Annotated in this window: 22 protein-coding genes and 1 pseudogene; 5 read left to right on the top strand and 18 right to left on the bottom strand. The window is 52.5% G+C overall.

The window, feature by feature from the left end:
- Positions 1 to 7: 7 nt before the first annotated feature.
- The 3 genes from yfhb to murQ are packed head-to-tail and all read right to left on the bottom strand — an operon-like array spanning position 8 to position 2912.
- Positions 8 to 643, bottom strand: coding sequence for a phosphatidylglycerophosphatase C (yfhb, locus tag ACQ29O_RS05620; RefSeq protein ID WP_000253558.1), 636 nt, complete (start codon positions 641 to 643; stop codon positions 8 to 10).
- 33 nt (positions 644 to 676) lie between these two features.
- Entirely contained in the window at positions 677 to 2008 is a 1332-nt protein-coding gene (locus ACQ29O_RS05615) for a PTS transporter subunit EIIC (protein WP_000361650.1), read from the bottom strand.
- 10 nt (positions 2009 to 2018) lie between these two features.
- On the bottom strand, positions 2019 to 2912 hold the full coding sequence (murQ, locus tag ACQ29O_RS05610; RefSeq protein WP_001048537.1) for an N-acetylmuramic acid 6-phosphate etherase: 894 nt from the start codon (positions 2910 to 2912) through the stop codon (positions 2019 to 2021).
- 115 nt (positions 2913 to 3027) lie between these two features.
- Between murQ and ACQ29O_RS05605 the strand changes: the two are divergent.
- Positions 3028 to 3875 (top strand): annotated as a pseudogene (locus ACQ29O_RS05605) (MurR/RpiR family transcriptional regulator).
- Between the two features lie 38 nt (positions 3876 to 3913).
- On the opposite strand, the gene ACQ29O_RS05600 reads toward ACQ29O_RS05605, so the two are convergent.
- Both ACQ29O_RS05600 and ACQ29O_RS05595 read right to left on the bottom strand, forming a co-directional pair.
- Complete coding sequence (locus tag ACQ29O_RS05600) at positions 3914 to 4831, bottom strand: oxidoreductase (protein WP_000684029.1); 918 nt, start codon at positions 4829 to 4831, stop codon at positions 3914 to 3916.
- A 21-nt stretch (positions 4832 to 4852) separates the two neighbouring features.
- Complete coding sequence (locus tag ACQ29O_RS05595; protein WP_001276372.1) at positions 4853 to 6049, bottom strand: L-lactate MFS transporter; 1197 nt, start codon at positions 6047 to 6049, stop codon at positions 4853 to 4855.
- Positions 6050 to 6164: 115 nt separating this feature from the next.
- Between ACQ29O_RS05595 and ACQ29O_RS05590 the strand changes: the two genes are divergently transcribed.
- Positions 6165 to 7091, top strand: a complete 927-nt coding sequence (locus ACQ29O_RS05590) for a LysR family transcriptional regulator (protein WP_001747287.1) — start codon at positions 6165 to 6167, stop codon at positions 7089 to 7091.
- A gap of 37 nt (positions 7092 to 7128) precedes the next feature.
- Positions 7129 to 7389, top strand: coding sequence for a YfhL family 4Fe-4S dicluster ferredoxin (locus tag ACQ29O_RS05585; protein WP_001196291.1), 261 nt, complete (start codon positions 7129 to 7131; stop codon positions 7387 to 7389).
- 111 nt (positions 7390 to 7500) lie between these two features.
- Here ACQ29O_RS05585 and acpS read toward each other — a convergent pair whose 3' ends face one another.
- From acpS to rseD, 12 genes are all read right to left on the bottom strand, one after another.
- On the bottom strand, positions 7501 to 7881 hold the full coding sequence (gene acpS, locus ACQ29O_RS05580) for a holo-ACP synthase (RefSeq protein WP_000986049.1): 381 nt from the start codon (positions 7879 to 7881) through the stop codon (positions 7501 to 7503).
- Positions 7881 to 8612 (bottom strand): pyridoxine 5'-phosphate synthase, encoded by a 732-nt coding sequence (gene pdxJ, locus ACQ29O_RS05575; protein ID WP_000818972.1) that lies wholly within the window; start codon positions 8610 to 8612, stop codon positions 7881 to 7883. Before pdxJ ends, acpS begins: the two co-directional genes overlap by 1 nt.
- Before the next feature lie 11 nt (positions 8613 to 8623).
- Positions 8624 to 9352 carry a DNA repair protein RecO gene (gene recO / locus ACQ29O_RS05570; protein WP_000399381.1) on the bottom strand — a complete coding sequence of 243 codons (729 nt, stop codon included), beginning with the start codon at positions 9350 to 9352 and terminating at the stop codon, positions 8624 to 8626.
- Between the two features lie 11 nt (positions 9353 to 9363).
- The gene (era, locus tag ACQ29O_RS05565; protein WP_020936840.1) at positions 9364 to 10269 is read right to left on the bottom strand and encodes a GTPase Era; all 906 of its coding nucleotides are present in this window, start codon (positions 10267 to 10269) and stop codon (positions 9364 to 9366) included.
- Positions 10266 to 10946, bottom strand: coding sequence for a ribonuclease III (rnc, locus tag ACQ29O_RS05560; protein WP_001747286.1), 681 nt, complete (start codon positions 10944 to 10946; stop codon positions 10266 to 10268). Before rnc ends, era begins: the two co-directional genes overlap by 4 nt.
- Positions 10947 to 11219: 273 nt before the next feature.
- Positions 11220 to 12194 carry a signal peptidase I gene (gene lepB / locus ACQ29O_RS05555; RefSeq protein ID WP_000002559.1) on the bottom strand — a complete coding sequence of 325 codons (975 nt, stop codon included), beginning with the start codon at positions 12192 to 12194 and terminating at the stop codon, positions 11220 to 11222.
- A 16-nt stretch (positions 12195 to 12210) separates the two neighbouring features.
- Complete coding sequence (gene lepA / locus ACQ29O_RS05550; RefSeq protein WP_000790154.1) at positions 12211 to 14010, bottom strand: translation elongation factor 4; 1800 nt, start codon at positions 14008 to 14010, stop codon at positions 12211 to 12213.
- 250 nt (positions 14011 to 14260) lie between these two features.
- Entirely contained in the window at positions 14261 to 14740 is a 480-nt protein-coding gene (rseC, locus tag ACQ29O_RS05545; protein ID WP_000589049.1) for a SoxR-reducing system protein RseC, read from the bottom strand.
- A complete protein-coding gene (gene rseB, locus ACQ29O_RS05540) occupies positions 14733 to 15692 on the bottom strand; it encodes a sigma-E factor regulatory protein RseB (RefSeq protein ID WP_000812016.1) in 960 nt (319 codons plus the stop codon). The genes rseC and rseB overlap by 8 nt, the downstream gene beginning before the upstream one ends.
- Positions 15692 to 16342, bottom strand: coding sequence for an anti-sigma-E factor RseA (gene rseA, locus ACQ29O_RS05535; protein WP_001168374.1), 651 nt, complete (start codon positions 16340 to 16342; stop codon positions 15692 to 15694). The genes rseB and rseA overlap by 1 nt, the downstream gene beginning before the upstream one ends.
- A gap of 31 nt (positions 16343 to 16373) precedes the next feature.
- A complete protein-coding gene (rpoE, locus tag ACQ29O_RS05530; RefSeq protein ID WP_000003307.1) occupies positions 16374 to 16949 on the bottom strand; it encodes an RNA polymerase sigma factor RpoE in 576 nt (191 codons plus the stop codon).
- Entirely contained in the window at positions 16946 to 17110 is a 165-nt protein-coding gene (gene rseD / locus ACQ29O_RS05525; RefSeq protein ID WP_122038272.1) for a rpoE leader peptide RseD, read from the bottom strand. Before rseD ends, rpoE begins: the two co-directional genes overlap by 4 nt.
- 264 nt (positions 17111 to 17374) lie before the next feature.
- Here rseD and nadB point away from each other — a divergent pair, with 264 nt between their 5' ends.
- Positions 17375 to 18997, top strand: coding sequence for an L-aspartate oxidase (gene nadB, locus ACQ29O_RS05520; RefSeq protein WP_000989172.1), 1623 nt, complete (start codon positions 17375 to 17377; stop codon positions 18995 to 18997).
- Here the strand turns inward: nadB and trmN are convergent.
- On the bottom strand, positions 18982 to 19719 hold the full coding sequence (trmN, locus tag ACQ29O_RS05515; RefSeq protein WP_000083345.1) for a tRNA(1)(Val) (adenine(37)-N(6))-methyltransferase TrmN: 738 nt from the start codon (positions 19717 to 19719) through the stop codon (positions 18982 to 18984). The two genes, nadB and trmN, sit on opposite strands and share 16 nt — an antisense overlap.
- A 129-nt stretch (positions 19720 to 19848) precedes the next feature.
- Here trmN and srmB point away from each other — a divergent pair, with 129 nt between their 5' ends.
- The gene (gene srmB, locus ACQ29O_RS05510) at positions 19849 to 21183 is read left to right on the top strand and encodes an ATP-dependent RNA helicase SrmB (RefSeq protein ID WP_000219174.1); all 1335 of its coding nucleotides are present in this window, start codon (positions 19849 to 19851) and stop codon (positions 21181 to 21183) included.
- Position 21184 lies beyond the last annotated feature (1 nt).

Genomic DNA, 21184 nt, shown 5'->3' with positions numbered 1-21184 from the left:
CGTTTCACTATTCGAGCTGCTGCAACTCGCCGTGCGGCGTCACCCGCCAGCGATGCTGGCAAAAATAAAGCAGCGGGTTATCCTGTTTGCTGTCGCTGTAGCCGCTATAAAGACGCAGCGGCGTACCGATTTTACGTTCCAGTTGCGCGACTTTTTCATGGCCCAGACAGCGCACGGTTAATACCCAGCCGCCATACCGTCGCGCCATCTGGCTGGCGATGAGGTTAACGCGCGGCAGCCACGGCGTATCAAAATAGACTTGCTCTACCAATGATTGCGGAGAACCGGTAATAAGCCAGATATCCGCGTCAGAGCTCAATAGATAGGTGGTCAGACGCTCCTGTACTACCGGAAACGCCGTGACGTTAGCGCGAAACCAACGGACAAAATCCGCCTGATGCGCCTGCAAACGCGTTTCGCTATGGCCAAAAGTACAGCCCCACAATAACAGACTCATCGGCCAGCGGGCCGCACGCCCTTTTACCAGTAAACCGATACCGATAATGGGCAACAGCGGCAGTACGAGCAGCGCATTTAGCGGCTGACGGCGCAGCAAATAACGCAGAAAACTGCCGAACATATCCTGTTGATGTAACGTTCCATCCAAATCAAAAAAGACGACACGACGCTCGTGGCTGACCAAACCTTACTCCTCTGGATCATTGAACCCCAGCAGCTAGGTAAAAATAAACCCGGCAATTACCGCTATTAAATAGCCTAACAGATAGAACAGGACTTTTCCGGCAACAATTGTTAATGCCAGCGGCAAACCGGAAATACCAAAGGTAATTACCGTCGCCACTTTCCAGTAGCTGATCAACGCCCCACCTACCGCGCCGCCGAGGCAAGCGCCAATAAATGGCTTACCCAATGGCAGCGTGACGCCAAAAATCAGCGGCTCGCCAATCCCCAGCAGTCCGACCGGAAGCGCGCCTTTAATCACCTTTTTGAGCCGCGCATTGCGGGTTTTCATCAGTACGGCAATGGCCGCGCCTATCTGACCAACGCCCGCCATCGCCAGGATGGGAAACAGCGCGTTATAGCCGTGCGCTTGCACCAGCTCCACATGAATAGGCACCAGCCCCTGATGCAGCCCGGTCAGTACCAACGGCAGGAAAGTTCCGGCTAGCACCGCGCCCACCAGAAAACCGCCGCGATCGATAGCCCAGGACGCGCCGTGAGCGATAGCGTCTGAAATCCAGCCGCCAAGCGGTTGCAGAGCGACAATCGCTACCGCGCCGGTGATAACAGTCGTCAATAAAGGGTTAAGAATTAACTCCAGCGACCCCGGCAGCAGCTTACGGAACTGGCGCTCAATCCAGCACATTAACGCCACCACCAGCAGGACGGCGATAACGCCGCCCCGTCCCGGCTGAAGCGCCTCGCCAAAGAGCGTAATCTGCGCCAGTTGCGGGCTGGAAAGGATCCCCGCCATCACGCCGCCTAACGCCTGCGATCCGCCAAAGACTTTCGCGGTATTGACGCCAACCAGAATGTTCATGATAGCGAACACCGCGCTACCAAATATCCCCATCAGGCCCAGCAGGTTAGGATAGTGGACGGCAACATCGCCGACGATATCCGGACGTTTAAGAATGTTGATAATGCCGGTAATCAAGCCGGATGCGATAAAGGCGGGGATAAGCGGTATAAAAACATTCGCCAGCTTACGCAACGCATCGCTCATCGGCGCTTTATACTTCGCTTTCGCCTCGGATTTGGTACGCGCCATAGCGTCATCCGGCTTTACACCACCTGCGGCAATCTGCACGCGCATCGCATCAACCACCTGTGCAGCCTTCCCCGATCCAACGATCAGCTGATGTTGCTCCCCTTGCTTTACGTATCCACTGATGCCAGGCAACGCTTTTAAGCGCGGAATATCCAGTTGGCTGTCGTCCTGTACCTCCACCCTGACTCGCGTCATACAGTTTTCCAGGCGCAGAATATTTTGCTCTCCGCCGATACCACGTAAAATGTCGCTGGCGAGCGCTGCCGTCTTATCCATACACACCTCTTTAGTGTTCTAACGCCGCCCTTAAAAAGCCCTGATGAGCGGCGAGTTTTTCCCTGGCGGCTGCAGCATCCAGCCCCGTAAGCGCCATCAAAATGGCGGGCTTAACCTCAAAATCGGTCTGTTTCAGCAACGTTTCCGCCTCTTCACGACCTATCCCGGTCGCTTCAACGACCATCCGACACGCGCGATCGACCAGTTTGACGTTGGTGGCTTTCATATCCACCATCAGGTTTTGATAGACCTTGCCGAACTTCACCATCGCGCCGGTAGAAATCATATTGAGTACCATTTTCTGCGCGGTGCCGGATTTCAGCCGCGTGGAGCCGGTAAGCGCTTCCGGCCCGACAACGGGCGAAATGGCGATATTAGCCTCCCGCGCAATAGGCGAATCTGGATTACAGGAGACGGCAACAGTGGTACAACCGGACTGTCGCGCATAGCGCAGGCCGCCAATCACATAGGGTGTACGACCCGACGCCGCGAGCCCCACGACCAGATCCTGTTCTTGCAGATTTAGCGCGACAAGATCGTCTTCGCCTGCCTGTTGGCTGTCTTCCGCGCCTTCGACCGCCTTCAGCAACGCGCCCGGCCCACCGGCAATCAGCCCGACGACCAGACCGTGCGGAACGCCAAACGTCGGGGGGCATTCTGAGGCATCCAGTACGCCAAGCCGACCACTGGTTCCCGCGCCCATATAGATGATACGTCCGCCAGACTTCAGCGCCGCCACAGCGGCATCCACCGCACGCGCAACGTCAGGCAGAGTGGCTTTTACCGCTTCCGCTACCCGCGTATCCTGTTCATTAAAACGCTTAACTAATTCAGGAGTAGGCAACGCATCCAGATCCATCGTTTGCGGGTTACGGGTTTCAGACACTAAGGTACCAAGATTCATTTTTGTCCCTCTGGAATTTTTAATTCATAATAAGCGTCCATGATGGAATAGAATATTCCCCCAGGCGAGTGAAATTTCGTTTTGTCGTCGCCATCACGTTTCGCAGGAGCTGCCCATGAACTGTTTGATTCGTATTCGCCAGCGTTATCCGGATCTCGCGCAAAGCGACAGGAAACTGGCGGATTATCTGCTCGCGCAACCGGATACAGCGCGACATCTGAGCTCGCAGCAACTGGCGGCCGAAGCGGGCGTCAGCCAATCCAGCGTAGTCAAATTCGCGCAAAAACTGGGGTTTAAAGGGTTTCCTGCATTGAAACTGGCTATCAGCGAAGCGTTGGCCAGCAATCCTAATCCGCATTCCGTTCCCGTTCATAACCAGATTCGCGGCGACGATCCGATGCGCCTGGTCGGGGAAAAATTAATTAAAGAGAATGTGGCGGCGATGCACGCCACGCTGGACGTTAACAGTGAAGAAAAGCTGTTAGAAAGCGTCACGATGCTGCGCCACGCCCGCCGTATTGTGATCACCGGGATTGGCGCCTCTGGGCTGGTGGCGCAAAATTTTGCCTGGAAGCTACTGAAGATTGGCATTAACGCGGTGGTTGAGCGCGATATGCACGCCCTGCTGGCAACAGTGCAGGCGCTGGCGCCGGAGGATCTGCTGCTGGCGATCTCTTATTCCGGGGAACGGCGCGAGCTGAACCTGGCGGCGGACGAAACATTACGCGCAGGCGCGAAGATCCTGGCCATTACCGGTTTTTCTCCCAACGCCTTGCAGCAGCGCGCCACCCGCTGTCTGTATACGATTGCCGAAGAGCAGGCGACGCGCAGCGCCGCTATCTCCTCGACACATGCGCAAATGATGTTGACCGACTTACTGTTTATGGCGCTGGTACAACAGGATTTAGGCGGGCGCCGGAGCGTATTCGCCATAGCGAGGCGCTGGTAAAAAAACTGGTTTGAAAATGGCTCTTCCGCCTCATGCAGAAGAGCCATCAAGTTTATTGCGCTTCTTTCGCGTGAATCAATTGCGTCAGGAGTGTGTTAACCGGTACGGCAATATTGTTCTGAGCGCCGATTCGCGCAATCGCACCATTTAAATAGTCGATTTCAGTCAGTCGGCCTTTATGTAAATCCTGATGCATAGAAGGATAGTGGTGGCCGCTCTCACGCGGATCGAACACTTTCTTCACCGTATTCATCACCATTTGCTCAGTCAACGGAATATTCTGGCTGGCAGCAACCAATACAAACTCATCAACTACCGCTTGCGCTAAATCTAAAGCACCAGGCCGCTGACCAAATCCGCCGACATTACAATCCAGTAGCGCGCAATAGGTATTCATTACGCTATTAAAGGCTGCTTTCTTCCAGATCGATAATAATACGTCAGGGCTTATTTCAGCATTCAATCCCGCGCTATTAAGAGTGGCAATGACCTTAGCCTCTTGAGCCGAATCCTGGCTGGCAATCGGCTGCAGTTCAATCGTTCCGGTACCGGTGGCCATAATATGCCCAGCCCCCTCCAGTTCGCTGGACCATAACGTCACACCCGCATAGATTTTCTGCCGATCGACATATTTCTCCAGCGTTTCAATATTTCCCAGGCCGTTAGATAAAATCATCACGACCTTCGCGGCTGGCAGCAGCGGCTTAATACGCAGTAACATGCTATCCAGCTGCATGGCTTTGGTAAACAGAATAACCAGCTCAAACTCCCCCTGGGATTCATCAGCCAACATAGCAGGGATGGGGTAATACTTCTGAGTCGTTTCCGTTTCGACAAACAACCCCTTGCTACGAATAGCGTCGACATGCTCCTGCCAGCTATCGATAAGCGTCACGTCGTGCCCGGCCTCCAGCAGCATATAGCCAAAACGACACCCCATAGCGCCTGCACCTGCGATTGCAATTTTCATTTTTATTTCCTTATTATCTGATTAATGAATTTTGGCTAAAACCGTTGCGACATATTTTTTCGTTATCAGGGTCAACACGACTCCAATAAGCAATAGCACCGTTGTCAAAATAAATACTGTATTGTAGCTTCCGGTATATTTTGAAATAGCGGACGTTACATAAGGAGCAATAACCGCACCGACGGCAAAACCAAAATACATAAAGCCGTAGTTTAGCCCCTGGTTACGCATACCAAAATTCTGGCTGGTCAAACCAGGGAAGATAACTAATATACCGGCATAAGCAAAGCCCACGCCCAGAGCGCTGAAATAAAATACCGAAGTATTGCCATTGAAGAAAAATAACAGCAGCATACACAAGCAGGTAAAGAGGTAAACAATAACCAGAGTATTATAGCCGCCTAATTTATCGGTTAACCCTCCCCAGAACAGGCGACCGATCGAGTTAAATATCGAGACCAGGCTAACGACTAATGCACCGGACAGTAAACCGTACTGCGTCATACCAATTTGCGCAGAGCTTGAGCTAATTACCATCCCAGAGAACACGCCCAGCGCCAGAATCATAAACAGCAGCCAGAAGCGCAGATCTTTCAGCATGTGCCGATAGTCTTTATCCAGTGGCGACGCTTTAATTCCTCCGCTATCTTTTGCTGGCGCGCTACGAATAAAGAACTGGACGATAAAAATAACCACCAGATAAACAATACCCAGATATAACAACGCCCGACTAACATCGTGAGTTTGCGCCATAAAATATTCGGCCAGGCGGGTGCAAAGTAGCGTCCCGACGCCAACACCCGCCAGTACGATACCGCTGGCAAGACCGCGACGGTCAGGGAAAAATTTCAGAATATTATTAAGATTACCCGTAAAAGCCAGGCCCGATCCCAACCCGGCAATGACGCCGTAGGTTAAAAACAGCATGGGCAAATTATCCACAAACCCGGACAAGATAAAACCTAAAGAAAACAGGATACCACCGATAACTATCGCCCGCTTTCCTTTACCATTGTCGATCATTCTCCCGCCCCAAATCATCGGTAAAGGAATGATCCCCATATTGATAGAGAATGCTAACGCCAGCGTAGCCGGATCCCAGTGATATTGCGCCATGAGTGGTGTTTTGAAATAGCTAAATGCGTAGACGCCCCCGAGCACAAAATTGATGCACACGTGAGCGGCAAGCATTCCCCAGCGGTTGATTGATGCCGACATAATTTTCCCTTTTTAAAATGCACTGATCACAGTTTAAAAAAAGCAAAATAGGCAAACAATTTGGTATTTTTTATAATCGTTATAACAAAACCCAATCGATTGGCATTAAATTTTAATGAATATCAAACAACTACACTCCTTCCTGATATTGTGTGATGAATTACATTATGGTCGGGCAGCCAGTCGCCTGTTTATCACTCAGCCATCATTAAGTCAGCAAATCAAACAACTTGAGTCATCACTTAAAACAATATTATTTAAGCGAAAAGGTAGAGGAATTAAATTAACAAAAGCAGGCATTATTTTGCAACGACACGCTAACAAAATAATGCTGGATTTAAAAAATGCCGAAAATGAACTTCTTCCCTATCAGGACCAACAGCGCGATACTATTTCAATCGGGGTGTCAGGCAGTTACCTGGTCCTGCCCGCTTTTCGCAACTTTATGGCGCACCATCCGGAAATATCTTTAAATGTTAAAGAGTTCTCAACTGAGCAAACCATTAAAAAGCTGACGGATAGCGCCGTTGATATTGGCATTGTTTATCGAACAGCGCTCCCTGCCCAGCTAAGCTCGACCATGCTGTTTGAAGATGAAATTATCGCTGCAATCCCACTTTCTCATCCTCTGGCGACACGCGAACGTCTGCATTTAAAAGATTTAAACGACCAGCCCATTATCGTGCTTAATGACTCTCTGCTATTAAGAGGGATCATCACCACAGAATTTAATAACCGCAAAGTCGTTCCTAACGTCATCTGCGAACTGGATAACCACTACTCATGCCTTGAGTATGCCGAAGCGCAGATTGGCATCTCATTTATTACCCGCTCGCTAACCCATTTATCGACACCCAAAAATGTTCGCCTGGTTTCACTGGGCATCCCCGCATTCTTTATTCCTGTCATGCTGGTGCACAGTAATGACCTTTCACTGGATAACGCAACCATCTGCCTGCTCAAGCAGATCAAAAATTTTTACACGGTAGATAACAAATCAGCGCCAGAAAAGAGCTGGCCCGAGCAGAAAATAGGCGTATAATGCCCGCCCGATTTGTGTTGTTTCTGAGAATTTCCTGATGGCGCTGTTAATCACCAAAAAATGTATCAATTGCGATATGTGCGAGCCGGAGTGCCCGAATGAGGCGATTTCAATGGGCGACAGCATTTATGAGATTAACAGCGACAAATGCACCGAGTGTGTAGGCCATTACGAAACGCCGACCTGTCAGAAAGTCTGCCCGATCCCCAATACGATTTTGCAGGATCCCGCCCATGTCGAAACCGAAGAACAGTTGTGGGATAAGTTTGTTCTGATGCATCACGCAGATAAACTGTAAGCGGGTTAACGCATTTCCAACGCAACAATGTCTGATGGCGCTATGCTTATCAGGCCGACAATATATCGGCCTGTAGGTCAGATAACGTGTTTACGCCGCCATCCGGCAAATCTAACTTTCCAGAATGACCGTAGCGCAGGCGTAATGGCGTTCATCGGCCAACGTGACATGCATATGCGCCACACCGAGTTTTTCCGCCAGCGTTAACGCCTCGCCCCACAGCCGCAAACGTGGTTTTCCCAGCTCATCGTTAAACACTTCGAACTGATTGAACGCCAGACCGTTGCGGATGCCGGTGCCAAAAGCTTTCGCTGCCGCCTCTTTGACCGCAAAACGCTTGGCGAGAAAACGCACCGGCTGCTGATGCGTCTCCCAGATAGCCCACTCGTTGTCACTGAGCACACGCCTTGCCAGACGTTCGCCGGAACGGGAGATCACTACCTCAATGCGGGCAATCTCTACAATATCCGTTCCCAGGCCGAGAATCGCCATTAGCCGCGCGCTTCCAGCATCAAACGTTTCATTTCAGCCACCGCCTCTTTCAGCCCCGTCATCACCGCCCGACCAATAATGGCATGACCGATATTGAGCTCGTGCATTTCCGGCAGTGCGGCAATAGCTTTGACGTTATGGTAGGTCAGACCATGACCCGCATTTACTTTTAGCCCCAGACGGGCCGCCAGGGTCGCGGCGCTGGCGATACGCGCCAGCTCTTTTGCCTGTTCCGCATCGGTTTCTGCGTTGGCGTAGCAGCCGGTATGGATTTCGATAAACGGCGCGCCGACTTCCGCCGCCGCGTTGATTTGCGTTTCATCGGCATCGATAAAGAGCGAAACCTGGATGCCAGCCGCCGCCAGGCGCGCACAGGCATCACGCATTTTATCGCGCTGTCCGGCCACATCCAGACCGCCTTCGGTGGTGACTTCCTGGCGTTTTTCCGGCACCAGACAACAGAAATGCGGCCTGGTTTCTACGGCGATCGCCAGCATCTCTTCGGTCACCGCCATCTCCAGATTCATACGCGTATGCAGCGTCTGACGCAGAATGCGCACATCGCGATCGGTAATGTGGCGACGATCTTCGCGCAGGTGTACGGTAATGCCGTCCGCGCCTGCCTGTTCAGCAATAAACGCCGCCTGTACCGGATCCGGATAGTCGGTGCCGCGCGCATTACGTAACGTGGCAATGTGGTCAATATTGACGCCTAACAGTAATTCAGCCATGACAATCCTCGTTAATCTTTCTTCATTTTTACTGTGCGTTTGGGCATAAATTGCCGGAACAGCTCCCGGCTTTTTAACGGTTTTCCCCCAAGATACGGCTTTAATGCCATACGGGTAAAGCGTTTAGCGGCACGCAGGGTATCTACATCCGGAAATTCCCGCTCCTCCAACGCTTTCAGGTGCCGTCCGGTAAAGGTGTTGTTATCGATGACGACGCTGGCGAAAAAGCCTTTTTCTTCGCGGTAACGGTAGGTCATGGTGTCATCCACCCGTTCGCCGCTGCCTGCACAGTGGGTGAAATTGACGCCATACCCCAGATGACCCAGCAACGCCAGTTCGAAACGTCGCAACGCCGGTTCAGGCGAGCCGGTGGTTCCCGCCAGCGCCTGAATACAGTTCAGATAATCAAAAAAGAGTTCGGAGAAGCGCGTTTCATATTCCAGTACGCGAGAGAGGAGTTCGTTGATGTACAGGCCGCTATAGAGCGTAATACCGCTTAACGGCAGCGCCAAAGAAACTGCCTCGGCACTGCGCAGGGTTTTCACCTCGCCGCGTCCGCTGTAGCGTAGCAATAACGGCGTAAAAGGCTGCAACGCGCCTTTCAGATTGGAACGTTTAGATCGCGCGCCTTTGGCGACAAGGCGCACGCGCCCCGATTCTTCCGTGAAGACGTCCAGCATCAGGCTGGTTTCGCTCCAGGGGCGACTGTGCAGGACAAATGCGCGCTGCCACCCTTCCACGCTGTGTTAACTCACAGATCGTCTACGTAACCGAGACTGCGCAGAGCGCGTTCGTCATCGGCCCAGCCGGATTTCACTTTCACCCACAGTTCTAGGTGTACCGGCGCCTCAAACATCTCCTGCATGTCTTTACGCGCTTCAATACCAATGGTTTTGATTTTGGCGCCTTTGTTGCCAATCACCATCTTCTTCTGCCCTTCGCGCTCGACGAGGATCAGCCCGTTGATATCATAGCCGCCGCGTTCGTTGGTAACAAAACGTTCAATCTCAACGGTAACGGAATACGGCAGCTCGGCGCCGAGAAAACGCATCAGCTTTTCACGAATGATTTCAGACGCCATAAAGCGCTGAGAGCGATCGGTGATGTAATCTTCCGGGAAGTGATGAATCGCTTCCGGTAAATGTTTACGCACGATACCGGCAATGGTATCGACGTTCATACCCGTTTCAGCAGAGATGGGTACGATATCAAGAAAGTTCATCTGGCTTGCCAGGAACTGGAGGTGCGGCAGCAAATCGGCTTTTTCCTGCACGTTATCCACCTTGTTAACGGCGAGAATAACCAGCGCTTTGCCATCGCGCAGTTTGTTCAGGACCATTTCGTCGTCCGGCGTCCAACGGGTGCCTTCCACAACGAAAATCACCAGCTCAACGTCGCCAATCGAACTGCTCGCCGCCTTATTCATCAAACGGTTAATGGCGCGCTTTTCTTCCATATGCAGTCCCGGGGTATCGACATAAATTGCCTGATACGGGCCTTCGGTATGAATACCGACAATGCGGTGGCGCGTGGTCTGCGCTTTACGGGAAGTGATCGAAATCTTCTGCCCAAGCAGTTTGTTCAGCAAGGTGGATTTGCCAACGTTCGGACGTCCGACGATGGCAATAAATCCGCAGTAAGTTTTGTCAGTGCTCATTCCAACTCCAGTTTTTTCAGCACCTGTCCGGCGGCAGCCTGCTCCGCCTTACGACGGCTGGAACCCGTGCCAACCACCGGTTCGCTCAGGCCGCTGACCTGGCAGTGGATAGTAAATTCCTGATCGTGCGCCTCGCCGCGTACCTGCACAACCAGGTAAGATGGCAGCGGCAGATGGCGACCCTGCAAATACTCCTGCAAGCGCGTTTTAGGATCTTTTTGTTTATCGCCCGGGCTTATCTCATCCAGACGGGTTTTATACCAGTTAAGGATTAACTGCTCGACGGTCTGGATATTGCTATCGAGAAATACTCCGCCGATTAACGCTTCCACGGTGTCCGCCAGAATGGACTCTCGACGGAATCCGCCGCTTTTTAATTCGCCCGGCCCTAAACGCAGGCACTCGCCTAAATCAAATTCACGGGCTAATTCCGCCAGCGTATTACCACGTACCAACGTGGCGCGCATACGGCTCATATCTCCCTCATCCACCCGTGGAAAACGGTGATAAAGCGCGTTAGCGATAACGAAGCTCAGGATTGAATCGCCTAAAAATTCCAAGCGTTCGTTATGTTTACTGCTGGCGCTGCGGTGAGTTAATGCCTGCTGCAACAGCTCCTGATGATTAAAAGTGTAGCCCAGCTTCCGTTGAAGCCGATTAATTACGATGGGGTTCATGCGATACCAATAAATGAATGCGTCAACAATCCAGCACACGAAACAGACCTGATACACGTCATCTGTCCTGCCGCATCGCTGCAGCGGAAAGAAGGTTGTCTATAACCAACGCTGTTTCGTGTGCCGTGGCGACCAAACGGCGCCAACCTAAAACTTCGGGGGAATATTCTATACACAACGACAGGGGATGTCGTTAGTCTTAGGGAATTTATCCAGGAAATAATTCACGCTGCCGCTAAAAAGACGGCAGCGTGAACGATCATTTCATCACAGTTAGTGAATACCGCCGATACGACTCAGGCGTACGCCTGTCGGCCACTCCCCTTCCTGCTTGTCAAAGCTCATCCAGATAGCGACCGCTTTACCGACCAGATTCGCTTCCGGAACAAATCCCCAGTAACGGCTATCCGCGCTGTTATCGCGGTTGTCGCCCATCATGAAATATTGTCCCGGTGGTACAACCCAGGTCGCCAGCGGTTGTCCTGGCTGTTGGTAATACATGCCCAACTGATCCTGGGCTATCGGCACCATCAGAATGCGGTGCGTCACATCGCCTAACGTCTCTTTACGTTCGGTCAGGCGAATGCCGTTTTCTTTCGTCTCGTTTAGCGGAACCTCAAAGAAACCGCTGGTCGCTTCTCCGCCGTTACGGCGGGCAAAGGTCTGTACAAAATCGCTCGGCTCAACGTTAGAGTAGGTAACCGGCAGCGCATTTTCGCACGCCTGACCGGAGCTACAGCCAGGCTGAATCGTCACCTCTTTCGCAACCGGATCATAAGTGATTTTATCGCCCGGCAAACCGACTGCGCGTTTGATGTAATCTAACTTAGGATCTTCCGGATATTTAAATACCACAATATCCCCGCGCTTTGGATGACCGGTTTCAATCAGGGTTTTCTGGTAGATCGGATCTTTAATGCCGTAGGCAAATTTTTCCACCAGAATAAAATCGCCGATAAGCAGTGTCGGCATCATTGAGCCTGACGGGATCTGAAAGGGTTCATAAAGAAATGAACGAACGATCAGAACGATCGCCAGAACCGGGAAAACCGACGCCCCGGTCTCCAGCCAGCCCGGCTTAGGCGCCACTTTATTGAGCGTAGCGTTATCCAGCGCATCTCCCGACGCCGTTTGCGCGGCAGCCTGGCGCGCCCGACGTTTTGGCGCGAAAACAAACTTATCAACGCACCATAAAATGCCCGTCACCAGTGTGGCTATCACCAGAATCAGGGCAAACATGTTCGCCATGCCAACTCCTTAGAGATTATTTATTGTCTTTACCGACATGCAGAATGGCGAGGAACGCCTCCTGAGGCAGCTCGACGTTACCGATCTGCTTCATGCGTTTCTTACCTTCTTTCTGTTTCTGCAGCAGTTTTTTCTTACGACTGATATCACCGCCGTAGCACTTCGCCAGCACGTTTTTACGTAACTGTTTTACCGTCGAACGGGCAATAATATGCGTACCAATCGCCGCCTGAATCGCGATATCAAACTGCTGGCGTGGAATCAAATCTTTCATCTTCTCCACCAGCTCGCGACCACGGCTTTGCGAGTTATCACGGTGCGTGATCAGCGCCAGCGCATCGACACGCTCGTTGTTGATTAACACATCAACACGCACCATATCGGAAGCCTGGAAGCGCTTGAAGTTATAATCCAGAGACGCATAGCCGCGCGACGTTGATTTCAGACGGTCAAAGAAGTCGAGCACCACTTCCGCCATCGGGATTTCATAGGTCAACGCGACCTGGTTACCGTGATACACCATGTTAGTTTGTACGCCGCGTTTCTCAATACACAGCGTAATAACGTTACCTAAATAGGCTTGTGGTAACAGCATATGACACTCGGCGATAGGCTCGCGCAGTTCATAAATGTTATTCAACGGCGGCAGCTTGGAGGGGCTATCAACATAGATAGTCTCTTTCGCCGTTGTTTCTACTTCATAAACCACGGTCGGCGCAGTGGTGATCAGATCCAGATCGTATTCGCGTTCCAGACGCTCCTGAATGATCTCCATGTGCAACAGGCCGAGGAAGCCGCAGCGGAAACCAAAGCCCAGCGCCGAGGAGCTTTCCGGTTCATAAAACAGTGAGGCATCGTTCAGGCTCAGCTTGCCGAGCGCGTCGCGGAAACTTTCATAATCGTCGGAGCTGACCGGGAACAGACCTGCATAGACCTGCGGTTTCACCTTTTTAAAGCCCGGCAACGCTTTTTCCGCTGGGTTACGCGCTGAGGTTAAGGTATCGCCAACCGGCGCGCCGAGGATATCTTTAATGGCGCAGACCAGCCAGCCTACTTCGCCGCACTTCAGCTCGGTACGATCAACCTGTTTTGGCGTGAAGATCCCCAGGCGGTCAGCGTTGTAGGTCTGCCCGGTGCTCATCACTTTAATTTTGTCGCCTTTACGCATGGTGCCGTTTTTAATACGCACCAGCGATACCACGCCCAGGTAGTTATCGAACCAGGAGTCAATAATCAGCGCCTGCAGCGGGCCGTCCGGATCGCCTTGCGGCGGCGGGATATCGCGCACCAGGCGTTCCAGAACATCCGTCACGCCGACACCCGTTTTGGCGGAGCAGCGTACCGCGTCCGTCGCATCGATACCGACAATGTCTTCGATTTCTTCCGCCACACGCTCCGGATCGGCGGCCGGCAGGTCAATCTTGTTAAGCACCGGCACCACTTCAAGATCCATTTCCATCGCGGTGTAGCAGTTCGCCAACGTTTGCGCTTCTACGCCCTGGCCGGCATCCACCACCAGCAGCGCGCCCTCGCAGGCGGCTAACGAACGGGAAACTTCATAGGAAAAGTCAACGTGTCCCGGCGTGTCGATAAAGTTCAGTTGATAAGTTTCACCATCAGACGCTTTAAAATCCAGCGTCACACTCTGGGCTTTAATAGTAATACCGCGCTCACGCTCAAGATCCATCGAATCAAGTACCTGAGCTTCCATTTCACGGTCAGACAGGCCACCGCAGATTTGGATAATACGGTCAGACAGCGTCGATTTACCGTGGTCAATGTGAGCAATGATCGAAAAGTTACGTATGTTCTTCATAGAGATAAATTATTATGCCTTACGCCTGGTTGACCAGACTTTAGAGGTCGCTGTTCTGAGCTTAACGTCTGTTTTAACTGAAACGCCGCATTCTACACTACAACGCTAAGGCGAGGAAATGTTCATAGTGTAAGGAGAACGGGAACTGGAAAACGCCTCGCTTTTTCCTGTAAAACACCGCAACGCAGGAAAAGCGCATGTTTATCGGGACAACAACCCAACGCGGCAGGTGTACCGTTGGGCAAAACGTTTACTGGCGCGTTTCGATTGAGGTAGTTTCGACGCGAACAAGGTCCGGCGGAAGGGCAACGTTTAAAATCACCGGCTGCCAGGCGTCGCGCTCCGCCAGTTTTCGGGAATAGCCGCGGGCAACCAGAAAACCGCCCACGCCGCCCAGCACGGCCCCGCTTAATGCGGCAAGGTCAGATCCAAACAGCATCTGAAAAAGCGCCGCACAAAGAAATAGCCCCGCTAAAGGCGACATATAGACCAGCAACGCCGAACCTAAAAGGCTTTTTTCGGCGATGCCCAACTCGACTTTCTGCCCCGGCGCCAGCGGCTCCGCGCTTGGCACAACAATGGTATGGGTGGTTTGCGGCCCTAATTTATTCAGCACGCGACTGCCGCATCCCGCACGGGAGGCGCAGCTGCTGCATGACGCTTTAACGTCGCAGCTCACCACCGCCTGACCATTCTGCCAGGAGATAACGGTTGCCCACTCTTTAATCATGTACTGCCCTGAATTTGATACTGTCGGCAATGCGCTTCGCCGTTTGCGGCGGAAGCTCGCCGACAATGGTGATTTCCGCGTTGTCGCGAACGCTGCTATAAACCGTTCGGCGCCCGGTGCGCAGCATCTGATCGCTGCTGTTTTGCGTCGCCCGGTTCACATTGACGGAAAAGCTAAACAGACCGTCAGAATAAAGCCGCGATTCGATAGGCAGGTTATCCATCGTCGGCAACGGACGACGGCTGCTGGAAACTTCGCTAAAGCCTTGCGGCACCCAGGATGGACACCAGTTAAATTTCGTTTTTTCGCCACCGGGAACAGAAAGCAGCGGCGGCAGATTCGCCTTCGCCAGCGCCTGCATGTTGCTGCCGATATCCTGACTCACCGTGAACGCAATAACGCGGAACTGCTCCAGCGTCTCGCCATCGCGATCCAGCAGATCAACGCGCATCGGTAGTTTGGTGTCCATGTCCATCCAGACAATATAGCTGTAACGCGTACCATCGCGCGCCACAACGCGGATAACTTCGCACAATCTGTCTGCGATACGGGTGCGTCCGACAGAAATAAAGTCGTAGTATGGCGCCAGGCGCTTGAAGTCGGTGTAAATCAGGGAAGGCAGAGAATCGACAATATAATCACCGTTCAGGGTGAACGGCTCAAGGCCCGGTTCAAAATAACTGATTTCATTACCACGCTGTACGACCTCCCGGCGGGGACCGTCCAACTGTAGCAATTGCGCAAGCGGGCGACCATCCAGGCGTGCGTGTCGATAACGCAGAGATTCAACGCCTTGTTTCGTGATGCTGACGAATGACAGCTCGTAATTCAGTGACTGACTGGCGATGTTCATCTGCTGCAATAACGCCCCGGACGCAGGGTCGGCCGAGGCGTTTGCTGAGAAGAACAGGCTAGCCGCCACAAGGGACATGGCAAACCAAAGTTGCTTCATTACTGCGATTGCGTTCCTAAAGTTTGGATTCCTGGCACCTGTACCGCGGCTTGCTGGGTTTGCGCCTGCTCAAACTGAAGCTGTTCGGAGTGCAGTCGGCGCTGCAGTTCATAGTCCTGCAACATGGCATTAATGCGACGACGCTGCTCCTGTACCTGCTGTTGCTGACTGCCGACAGGCGCTGCTTCAGAAGGCACTCCCAGACTTACCGGGCTGGCTTTCCCCATCATAGGCAGGGTATTGAAAACCGGCGTTTCAGGTTGTTGGGATGTTTCAGATTGCCCATTATAGTGCTGGACACCGACGATAACTGCAAGTGAAACGCACGCCGCCACGCCCATTTGGGTAAGCTGCGCCGCCCACGGACGCACTTTTTTCCAGAACGGCATTTTCTGCCATTGCTGCGGAGCGGGTTGGGCCTCAGGGATTAATGGCGACACCTGACGTACTGGCTCGTTTTCAATAGCGGCCATCACGCGAGCGGATATATCGAAATGGAGAACGTCAGGCGTATCCCCCCGCATTGAATCGCGGATCAGGTGATAACTCTCCCAGGTTTTCTGCATTTCCGGATCGTGCGTAAGCGCTTTGAGCAGCTCACTATCCAACGTTTCGCCATCCATCAAAGCGGAAAGTTTTTCTTTCTGCATGCCTAATACCTTTTCCAGTATCCCGCTATCGTCAACGCCTGATAAGCGGTTGAACTTTATTATCAATAGCTTCCCGCGCCCGGAAGATACGTGAACGCACCGTCCCCACCGGACAATCCATGATAGCCGCTATCTCTTCATAGCTCAGGCCATCCAGCTCCCGTAAGGTGATTGCCATACGTAAATCTTCCGGGAGGGACTCAATAGTTCGGAAAACTATCTGTCTCAGTTCTTCTGACAACATTAAGTTCTCAGGGTTCGAAATTTCTTTCAGCGCGCCGCCGCTTTCAAAGTTTTCTGCTTCAATCGCGTCTACATCACTGGAAGGCGGACGACGCCCCTGCGCAACCAGGTAGTTCTTCGCAGTATTGACCGCAATACGATACAACCAGGTATAAAAAGCACTATCCCCCCGGAAAGAATCCAGCGCGCGATAGGCCTTAATAAATGATTCCTGTACGACATCGGGAACGTCGCCCGATGGCACATAGCGGGAAACCAGACTCGCCACTTTATGCTGGTAGCGCACTACCAGTAAGTTAAAGGCTTTCTGATCTCCCTTCTGGACCCGTTCAACCAGGACCTGGTCCGTTAACTGCTCGCTCATCCGAGGTAATGTCTCCCCAAACCAAATTTCCACGCGCTTTCGAAACGCCACTCCATAAGCCGCACTATGAGCAAGCAACAGGTTGGAGTGTCTATGTTTCGTAAAGTTCCGTTACGCATTTGTTTTTGTTTGTCATGTTGTAGACAGGTCTTATCTTCCATTATAAGTCTACAGATGCTGAACAACGCACTATCTGTACAGAAATGCCCATTTCGTCGTTTGCAGAGTAACCTAACAGCATCTTTATTTCACTACAAAATCCGACGCTAACACCCTGCCCTATAAAATATTTTTTGCCGTTTATCTCTCGCCGTATTTTTATTTTATGTTTAATAAGCACAACACCAGCGAAATCATCACGTGCTTTTTAGCGCCATATAGTGCTAATCTGCCGCAACCGTGTTTAGTAAATTAAACAAAAAACCATGATGACAACTCCTGAACTGTCCTGTGATGTGTTAATTATCGGCAGCGGCGCGGCCGGGCTCTCTCTGGCGCTGCGTCTGGCTGAAAAGCATAAGGTTATCGTCCTGAGTAAAGGGCCGGTGAGCGAGGGCTCCACGTTTTATGCGCAGGGCGGTATTGCCGCCGTGTTTGATGAAACCGACAGTATTGCGTCGCATGTTGAAGATACGCTAATTGCTGGCGCCGGAATTTGCGATCGCCACGCGGTGGAGTTTGTCGCCAGCAACGCCCGTACCTGTGTGCAGTGGCTTATCGATCAGGGCGTCCTGTTTGATACGCATGTCCAGCCAAACGGCAAGGAGAGCTATCATCTCACGCGTGAAGGCGGCCATAGCCATCTCCGTATCCTTCATGCCGCCGACGCTACCGGAAAGGAAGTCGAAACCACGTTGGTCAGTCGGGCGCAAAATCATCCTAATATTCAGGTGCTGGAACGCAGCAACGCCGTTGATTTAATTATCTCCGATAAAATGGGTCTGCCGGGGCCTCGCCGGGTCGTCGGCGCCTGGATCTGGAATCGCAATAAAGAGTGGGTTGAAACCTGTCATGCGAAGTCGGTGGTGCTGGCGACCGGCGGCGCCTCAAAGGTTTATCAATATACCACTAACCCGGATATTTCCTCCGGCGACGGTATCGCGATGGCCTGGCGCGCAGGCTGTCGGGTCGCTAATCTGGAATTTAACCAGTTTCATCCCACCGCCCTTTATCACCCGCAGGCGCGTAATTTTCTCCTTACCGAAGCGCTGCGCGGCGAAGGCGCATACCTTAAACGTCCGGACGGTTCACGGTTTATGCCGGACGTTGACGAACGCGGGGAACTGGCGCCGCGCGATATTGTCGCCCGCGCTATTGACCATGAGATGAAACGACTCGGCGCAGACTGTATGTTTCTCGATATCAGCCACAAGCCTGACGATTTTGTCCGCCAGCACTTCCCGATGATCTATGCGAAACTGCTCGATTTGGGGATGGATTTAACCAAAGAACCGATTCCCATTGTTCCTGCCGCGCACTATACCTGCGGCGGCGTGGTCGTCGATGATTATGGTCGTACCGATGTAGACGGCTTATATGCCATTGGCGAAGTCAGTTACACCGGCCTGCACGGCGCTAACCGTATGGCGTCCAACTCGTTGCTGGAATGCTTAGTGTACGGCTGGTCCGCAGCAATGGATATCGACAGGCGAATGCCTTCTGTCCACAGCGTTGACGTCCTTCCCGCCTGGGATGAAAGCCGCGTGGAGAACGCCGATGAGCGGGTGGTGATTCAGCATAACTGGCACGAACTGCGTCTGCTGATGTGGGACTATGTGGGGATTGTGCGCACGACGAAACGGCTGGAGCGCGCCCTACGGCGTATTACTATGTTGCAACAAGAGATTGACGAATATTACGCCAACTTTCGCGTCTCGAATAATTTACTGGAGCTGCGCAATCTGGTGCAAGTGGCCGAACTGATTGTGCGTTGCGCGATGATGCGTAAAGAGAGCCGGGGGCTGCACTTTACGCTGGATTATCCGCAACAACTGGCTGAATCAGGCCCATCGATCCTTTCGCCATTAACGCCTCACATAAACAGATAAAATGCCTGGGTCAGCGCCGTATAACTTTCAGAATAATGCTGGTCTGACCCGCGAATTACTAATCTGTCGCTAAAGCACTCCCCGGCTTGCGGGGAGAATGCGAGCAAAACCCGGTGCGGCAAGCGCGCTTCGTTTTCCGCAACGTCAGTACGTAGCCGCAAATGCCATCCCATGTTGAGCGCTTGCTGCGTAAAAGCGTTACCTATTTGTTCCGGCAAGACTACGCAAAAAAAGCCATCTTCGGTAATACAATCCGCCGCAATAGCCAATAACGTCTGGTGATCCAGCGTAGCGGTGTAACGCGCCTGCTCCCGCTGCGGCGTGGCGCATTCCACACCGGGTTCGTAATAAGGCGGGTTGCTGATAATAAGATCAAAGCGTACCGTCTGGCGAGGCGCCCAACTCTGAATATCGTCAGTATGCACCGTTATTCGATGCGGCCAGGGAGAGTGAGCCACGTTTTCCTGCGCTTGCATGGCAGCCCCGGCATCCAGTTCCACGGCGTCAATAGGCACATTGTCATCCGTCCGCTGCGCCAGCATTAACGCCAGCAGACCGCTTCCAGTACCGATATCCAGAATTCGCTTTACATCCGCGACCGGCGCCCACGCCCCGAGTAAAATACCGTCAGTTCCCACTTTCATCGCACACCGATCGTGTGCGACAAAAAACTGTTTAAACGTAAATCCGTTACGACGAAGAACGGAGCCAGACTGAGACATGTAAAAACAACCTTGCAAAAAACGGCGACAGCGCCGAGTGAAAACAATACCTGAGAAGGGATATCCATACAAACAGATGAAGATTGCGGCCGTAACGTCTATAATCAGCGCCCCACACAGAGGTAGAACATGACTGTAACGACTTTTTCCGAACTTGAACTCGACGAAAGCCTGCTGGATGCCCTCCAGGATAAAGGTTTCACTCGCCCGACCGCCATTCAGGCTGCCGCCATTCCGCCTGCGCTCGATGGCCGTGATGTACTCGGTTCTGCGCCGACAGGCACCGGTAAAACGGCGGCATATCTGCTGCCGGCGTTGCAGCACCTGCTCGACTTTCCGCGTAAAAAATCGGGGCCGCCGCGCATTCTGATCCTGACGCCAACCCGCGAACTGGCAATGCAGGTTGCCGATCACGCTCGTGAACTGGCTAAGCATACTCATCTGGATATCGCCACGATTACCGGCGGCGTGGCCTATATGAACCATGCTGAAGTGTTTAGCGAAAACCAGGATATCGTGGTCGCCACGACGGGCCGTCTGCTGCAATATATAAAAGAAGAGAACTTTGACTGCCGGGCGGTTGAAACACTGATCCTTGACGAAGCTGACCGGATGCTCGACATGGGCTTCGCTCAGGACATTGAACATATCGCTGGTGAGACCCGCTGGCGTAAACAGACGATGCTGTTCTCCGCCACGCTGGAAGGCGATGCGATTAAAGATTTTGCCGAGCGCCTGCTGGAAGACCCGGTTGAGGTTTCCGCCAATCCGTCAACCCGCGAGCGTAAGAAAATTCACCAGTGGTACTACCGTGCCGACAATTTCGAACATAAAGTTGCGCTGTTGAAGCACCTGCTAAAACAAGACGATGCAACCCGTTCTATCGTGTTTGTACGTAAACGTGAACGCGTCCATGAACTGGCCGAAACGCTGCGTCTGGCAGGGATCAACAATTGCTATCTTGAAGGTGAGATGGCGCAGATCAAACGTAACGAAGGTATTAAGCGTCTCACCGACGGTCGCGTTAACGTGCTGGTCGCGACCGACGTCGCGGCACGTGGGATTGATATTCCTGACGTCAGCCACGTCATTAACTTCGACATGCCGCGCAGTGGCGATACCTATCTGCATCGCATTGGTCGTACAGGCCGTGCTGGCCGCAAAGGCACTGCAATCTCGCTGGTAGAAGCCCACGACCATCTGTTGCTGCTGAAAATCGGTCGCTACATCGAAGAGCCGCTAAAAGCGCGCGTCATTGATGAGCTTCGCCCGACCACGCGTGCGCCCAGCGAAAAGCTGACCGGCAAACCGTCGAAAAAAGTGCTGGCGAAACGCGCCGAGAAGAAAAAAGAGAAAGAAAAAGAGAAGCCGCGCGTGAAGAAACGTCACCGCGATACAAAAAATATCGGTAAGCGCCGCAAGCCAAGCGGTACAAAAATGCAGGAGCAATCCAGCGAAGAGTGAT

Source organism: Salmonella sp. GDC200615, from assembly GCF_050574145.1.
Lineage (GTDB): Bacteria > Pseudomonadota > Gammaproteobacteria > Enterobacterales > Enterobacteriaceae > Salmonella > Salmonella enterica.
Note: the sequence above shows the minus strand (reverse complement) of the source record. Positions and strands in the feature narration are given on the sequence as shown.

What these genes read in the sequence shown, in the direction of transcription:
- ACQ29O_RS05615 (WP_000361650.1), bottom strand. Translation starts at nt 2,008, where the DNA reads ATGGATAAGACGGCAGCGCTCGCCAGCGACATTTTACGTGGTATCGGC.
- murQ (WP_001048537.1), bottom strand. Translation starts at nt 2,912, where the DNA reads ATGAATCTTGGTACCTTAGTGTCTGAAACCCGTAACCCGCAAACGATG.
- ACQ29O_RS05600 (WP_000684029.1), bottom strand. Translation starts at nt 4,831, where the DNA reads ATGAAAATTGCAATCGCAGGTGCAGGCGCTATGGGGTGTCGTTTTGGC.
- ACQ29O_RS05595 (WP_001276372.1), bottom strand. Translation starts at nt 6,049, where the DNA reads ATGTCGGCATCAATCAACCGCTGGGGAATGCTTGCCGCTCACGTGTGC.
- ACQ29O_RS05590 (WP_001747287.1), top strand. Translation starts at nt 6,165, where the DNA reads ATGAATATCAAACAACTACACTCCTTCCTGATATTGTGTGATGAATTA.
- ACQ29O_RS05585 (WP_001196291.1), top strand. Translation starts at nt 7,129, where the DNA reads ATGGCGCTGTTAATCACCAAAAAATGTATCAATTGCGATATGTGCGAG.
- acpS (WP_000986049.1), bottom strand. Translation starts at nt 7,881, where the DNA reads ATGGCGATTCTCGGCCTGGGAACGGATATTGTAGAGATTGCCCGCATT.
- pdxJ (WP_000818972.1), bottom strand. Translation starts at nt 8,612, where the DNA reads ATGGCTGAATTACTGTTAGGCGTCAATATTGACCACATTGCCACGTTA.
- era (WP_020936840.1), bottom strand. Translation starts at nt 10,269, where the DNA reads ATGAGCACTGACAAAACTTACTGCGGATTTATTGCCATCGTCGGACGT.
- rnc (WP_001747286.1), bottom strand. Translation starts at nt 10,946, where the DNA reads ATGAACCCCATCGTAATTAATCGGCTTCAACGGAAGCTGGGCTACACT.
- lepB (WP_000002559.1), bottom strand. Translation starts at nt 12,194, where the DNA reads ATGGCGAACATGTTTGCCCTGATTCTGGTGATAGCCACACTGGTGACG.
- lepA (WP_000790154.1), bottom strand. Translation starts at nt 14,010, where the DNA reads ATGAAGAACATACGTAACTTTTCGATCATTGCTCACATTGACCACGGT.
- rseC (WP_000589049.1), bottom strand. Translation starts at nt 14,740, where the DNA reads ATGATTAAAGAGTGGGCAACCGTTATCTCCTGGCAGAATGGTCAGGCG.
- rseB (WP_000812016.1), bottom strand. Translation starts at nt 15,692, where the DNA reads ATGAAGCAACTTTGGTTTGCCATGTCCCTTGTGGCGGCTAGCCTGTTC.
- rseA (WP_001168374.1), bottom strand. Translation starts at nt 16,342, where the DNA reads ATGCAGAAAGAAAAACTTTCCGCTTTGATGGATGGCGAAACGTTGGAT.
- rpoE (WP_000003307.1), bottom strand. Translation starts at nt 16,949, where the DNA reads ATGAGCGAGCAGTTAACGGACCAGGTCCTGGTTGAACGGGTCCAGAAG.
- rseD (WP_122038272.1), bottom strand. Translation starts at nt 17,110, where the DNA reads ATGGAAGATAAGACCTGTCTACAACATGACAAACAAAAACAAATGCGT.
- nadB (WP_000989172.1), top strand. Translation starts at nt 17,375, where the DNA reads ATGATGACAACTCCTGAACTGTCCTGTGATGTGTTAATTATCGGCAGC.
- trmN (WP_000083345.1), bottom strand. Translation starts at nt 19,719, where the DNA reads ATGTCTCAGTCTGGCTCCGTTCTTCGTCGTAACGGATTTACGTTTAAA.
- srmB (WP_000219174.1), top strand. Translation starts at nt 19,849, where the DNA reads ATGACTGTAACGACTTTTTCCGAACTTGAACTCGACGAAAGCCTGCTG.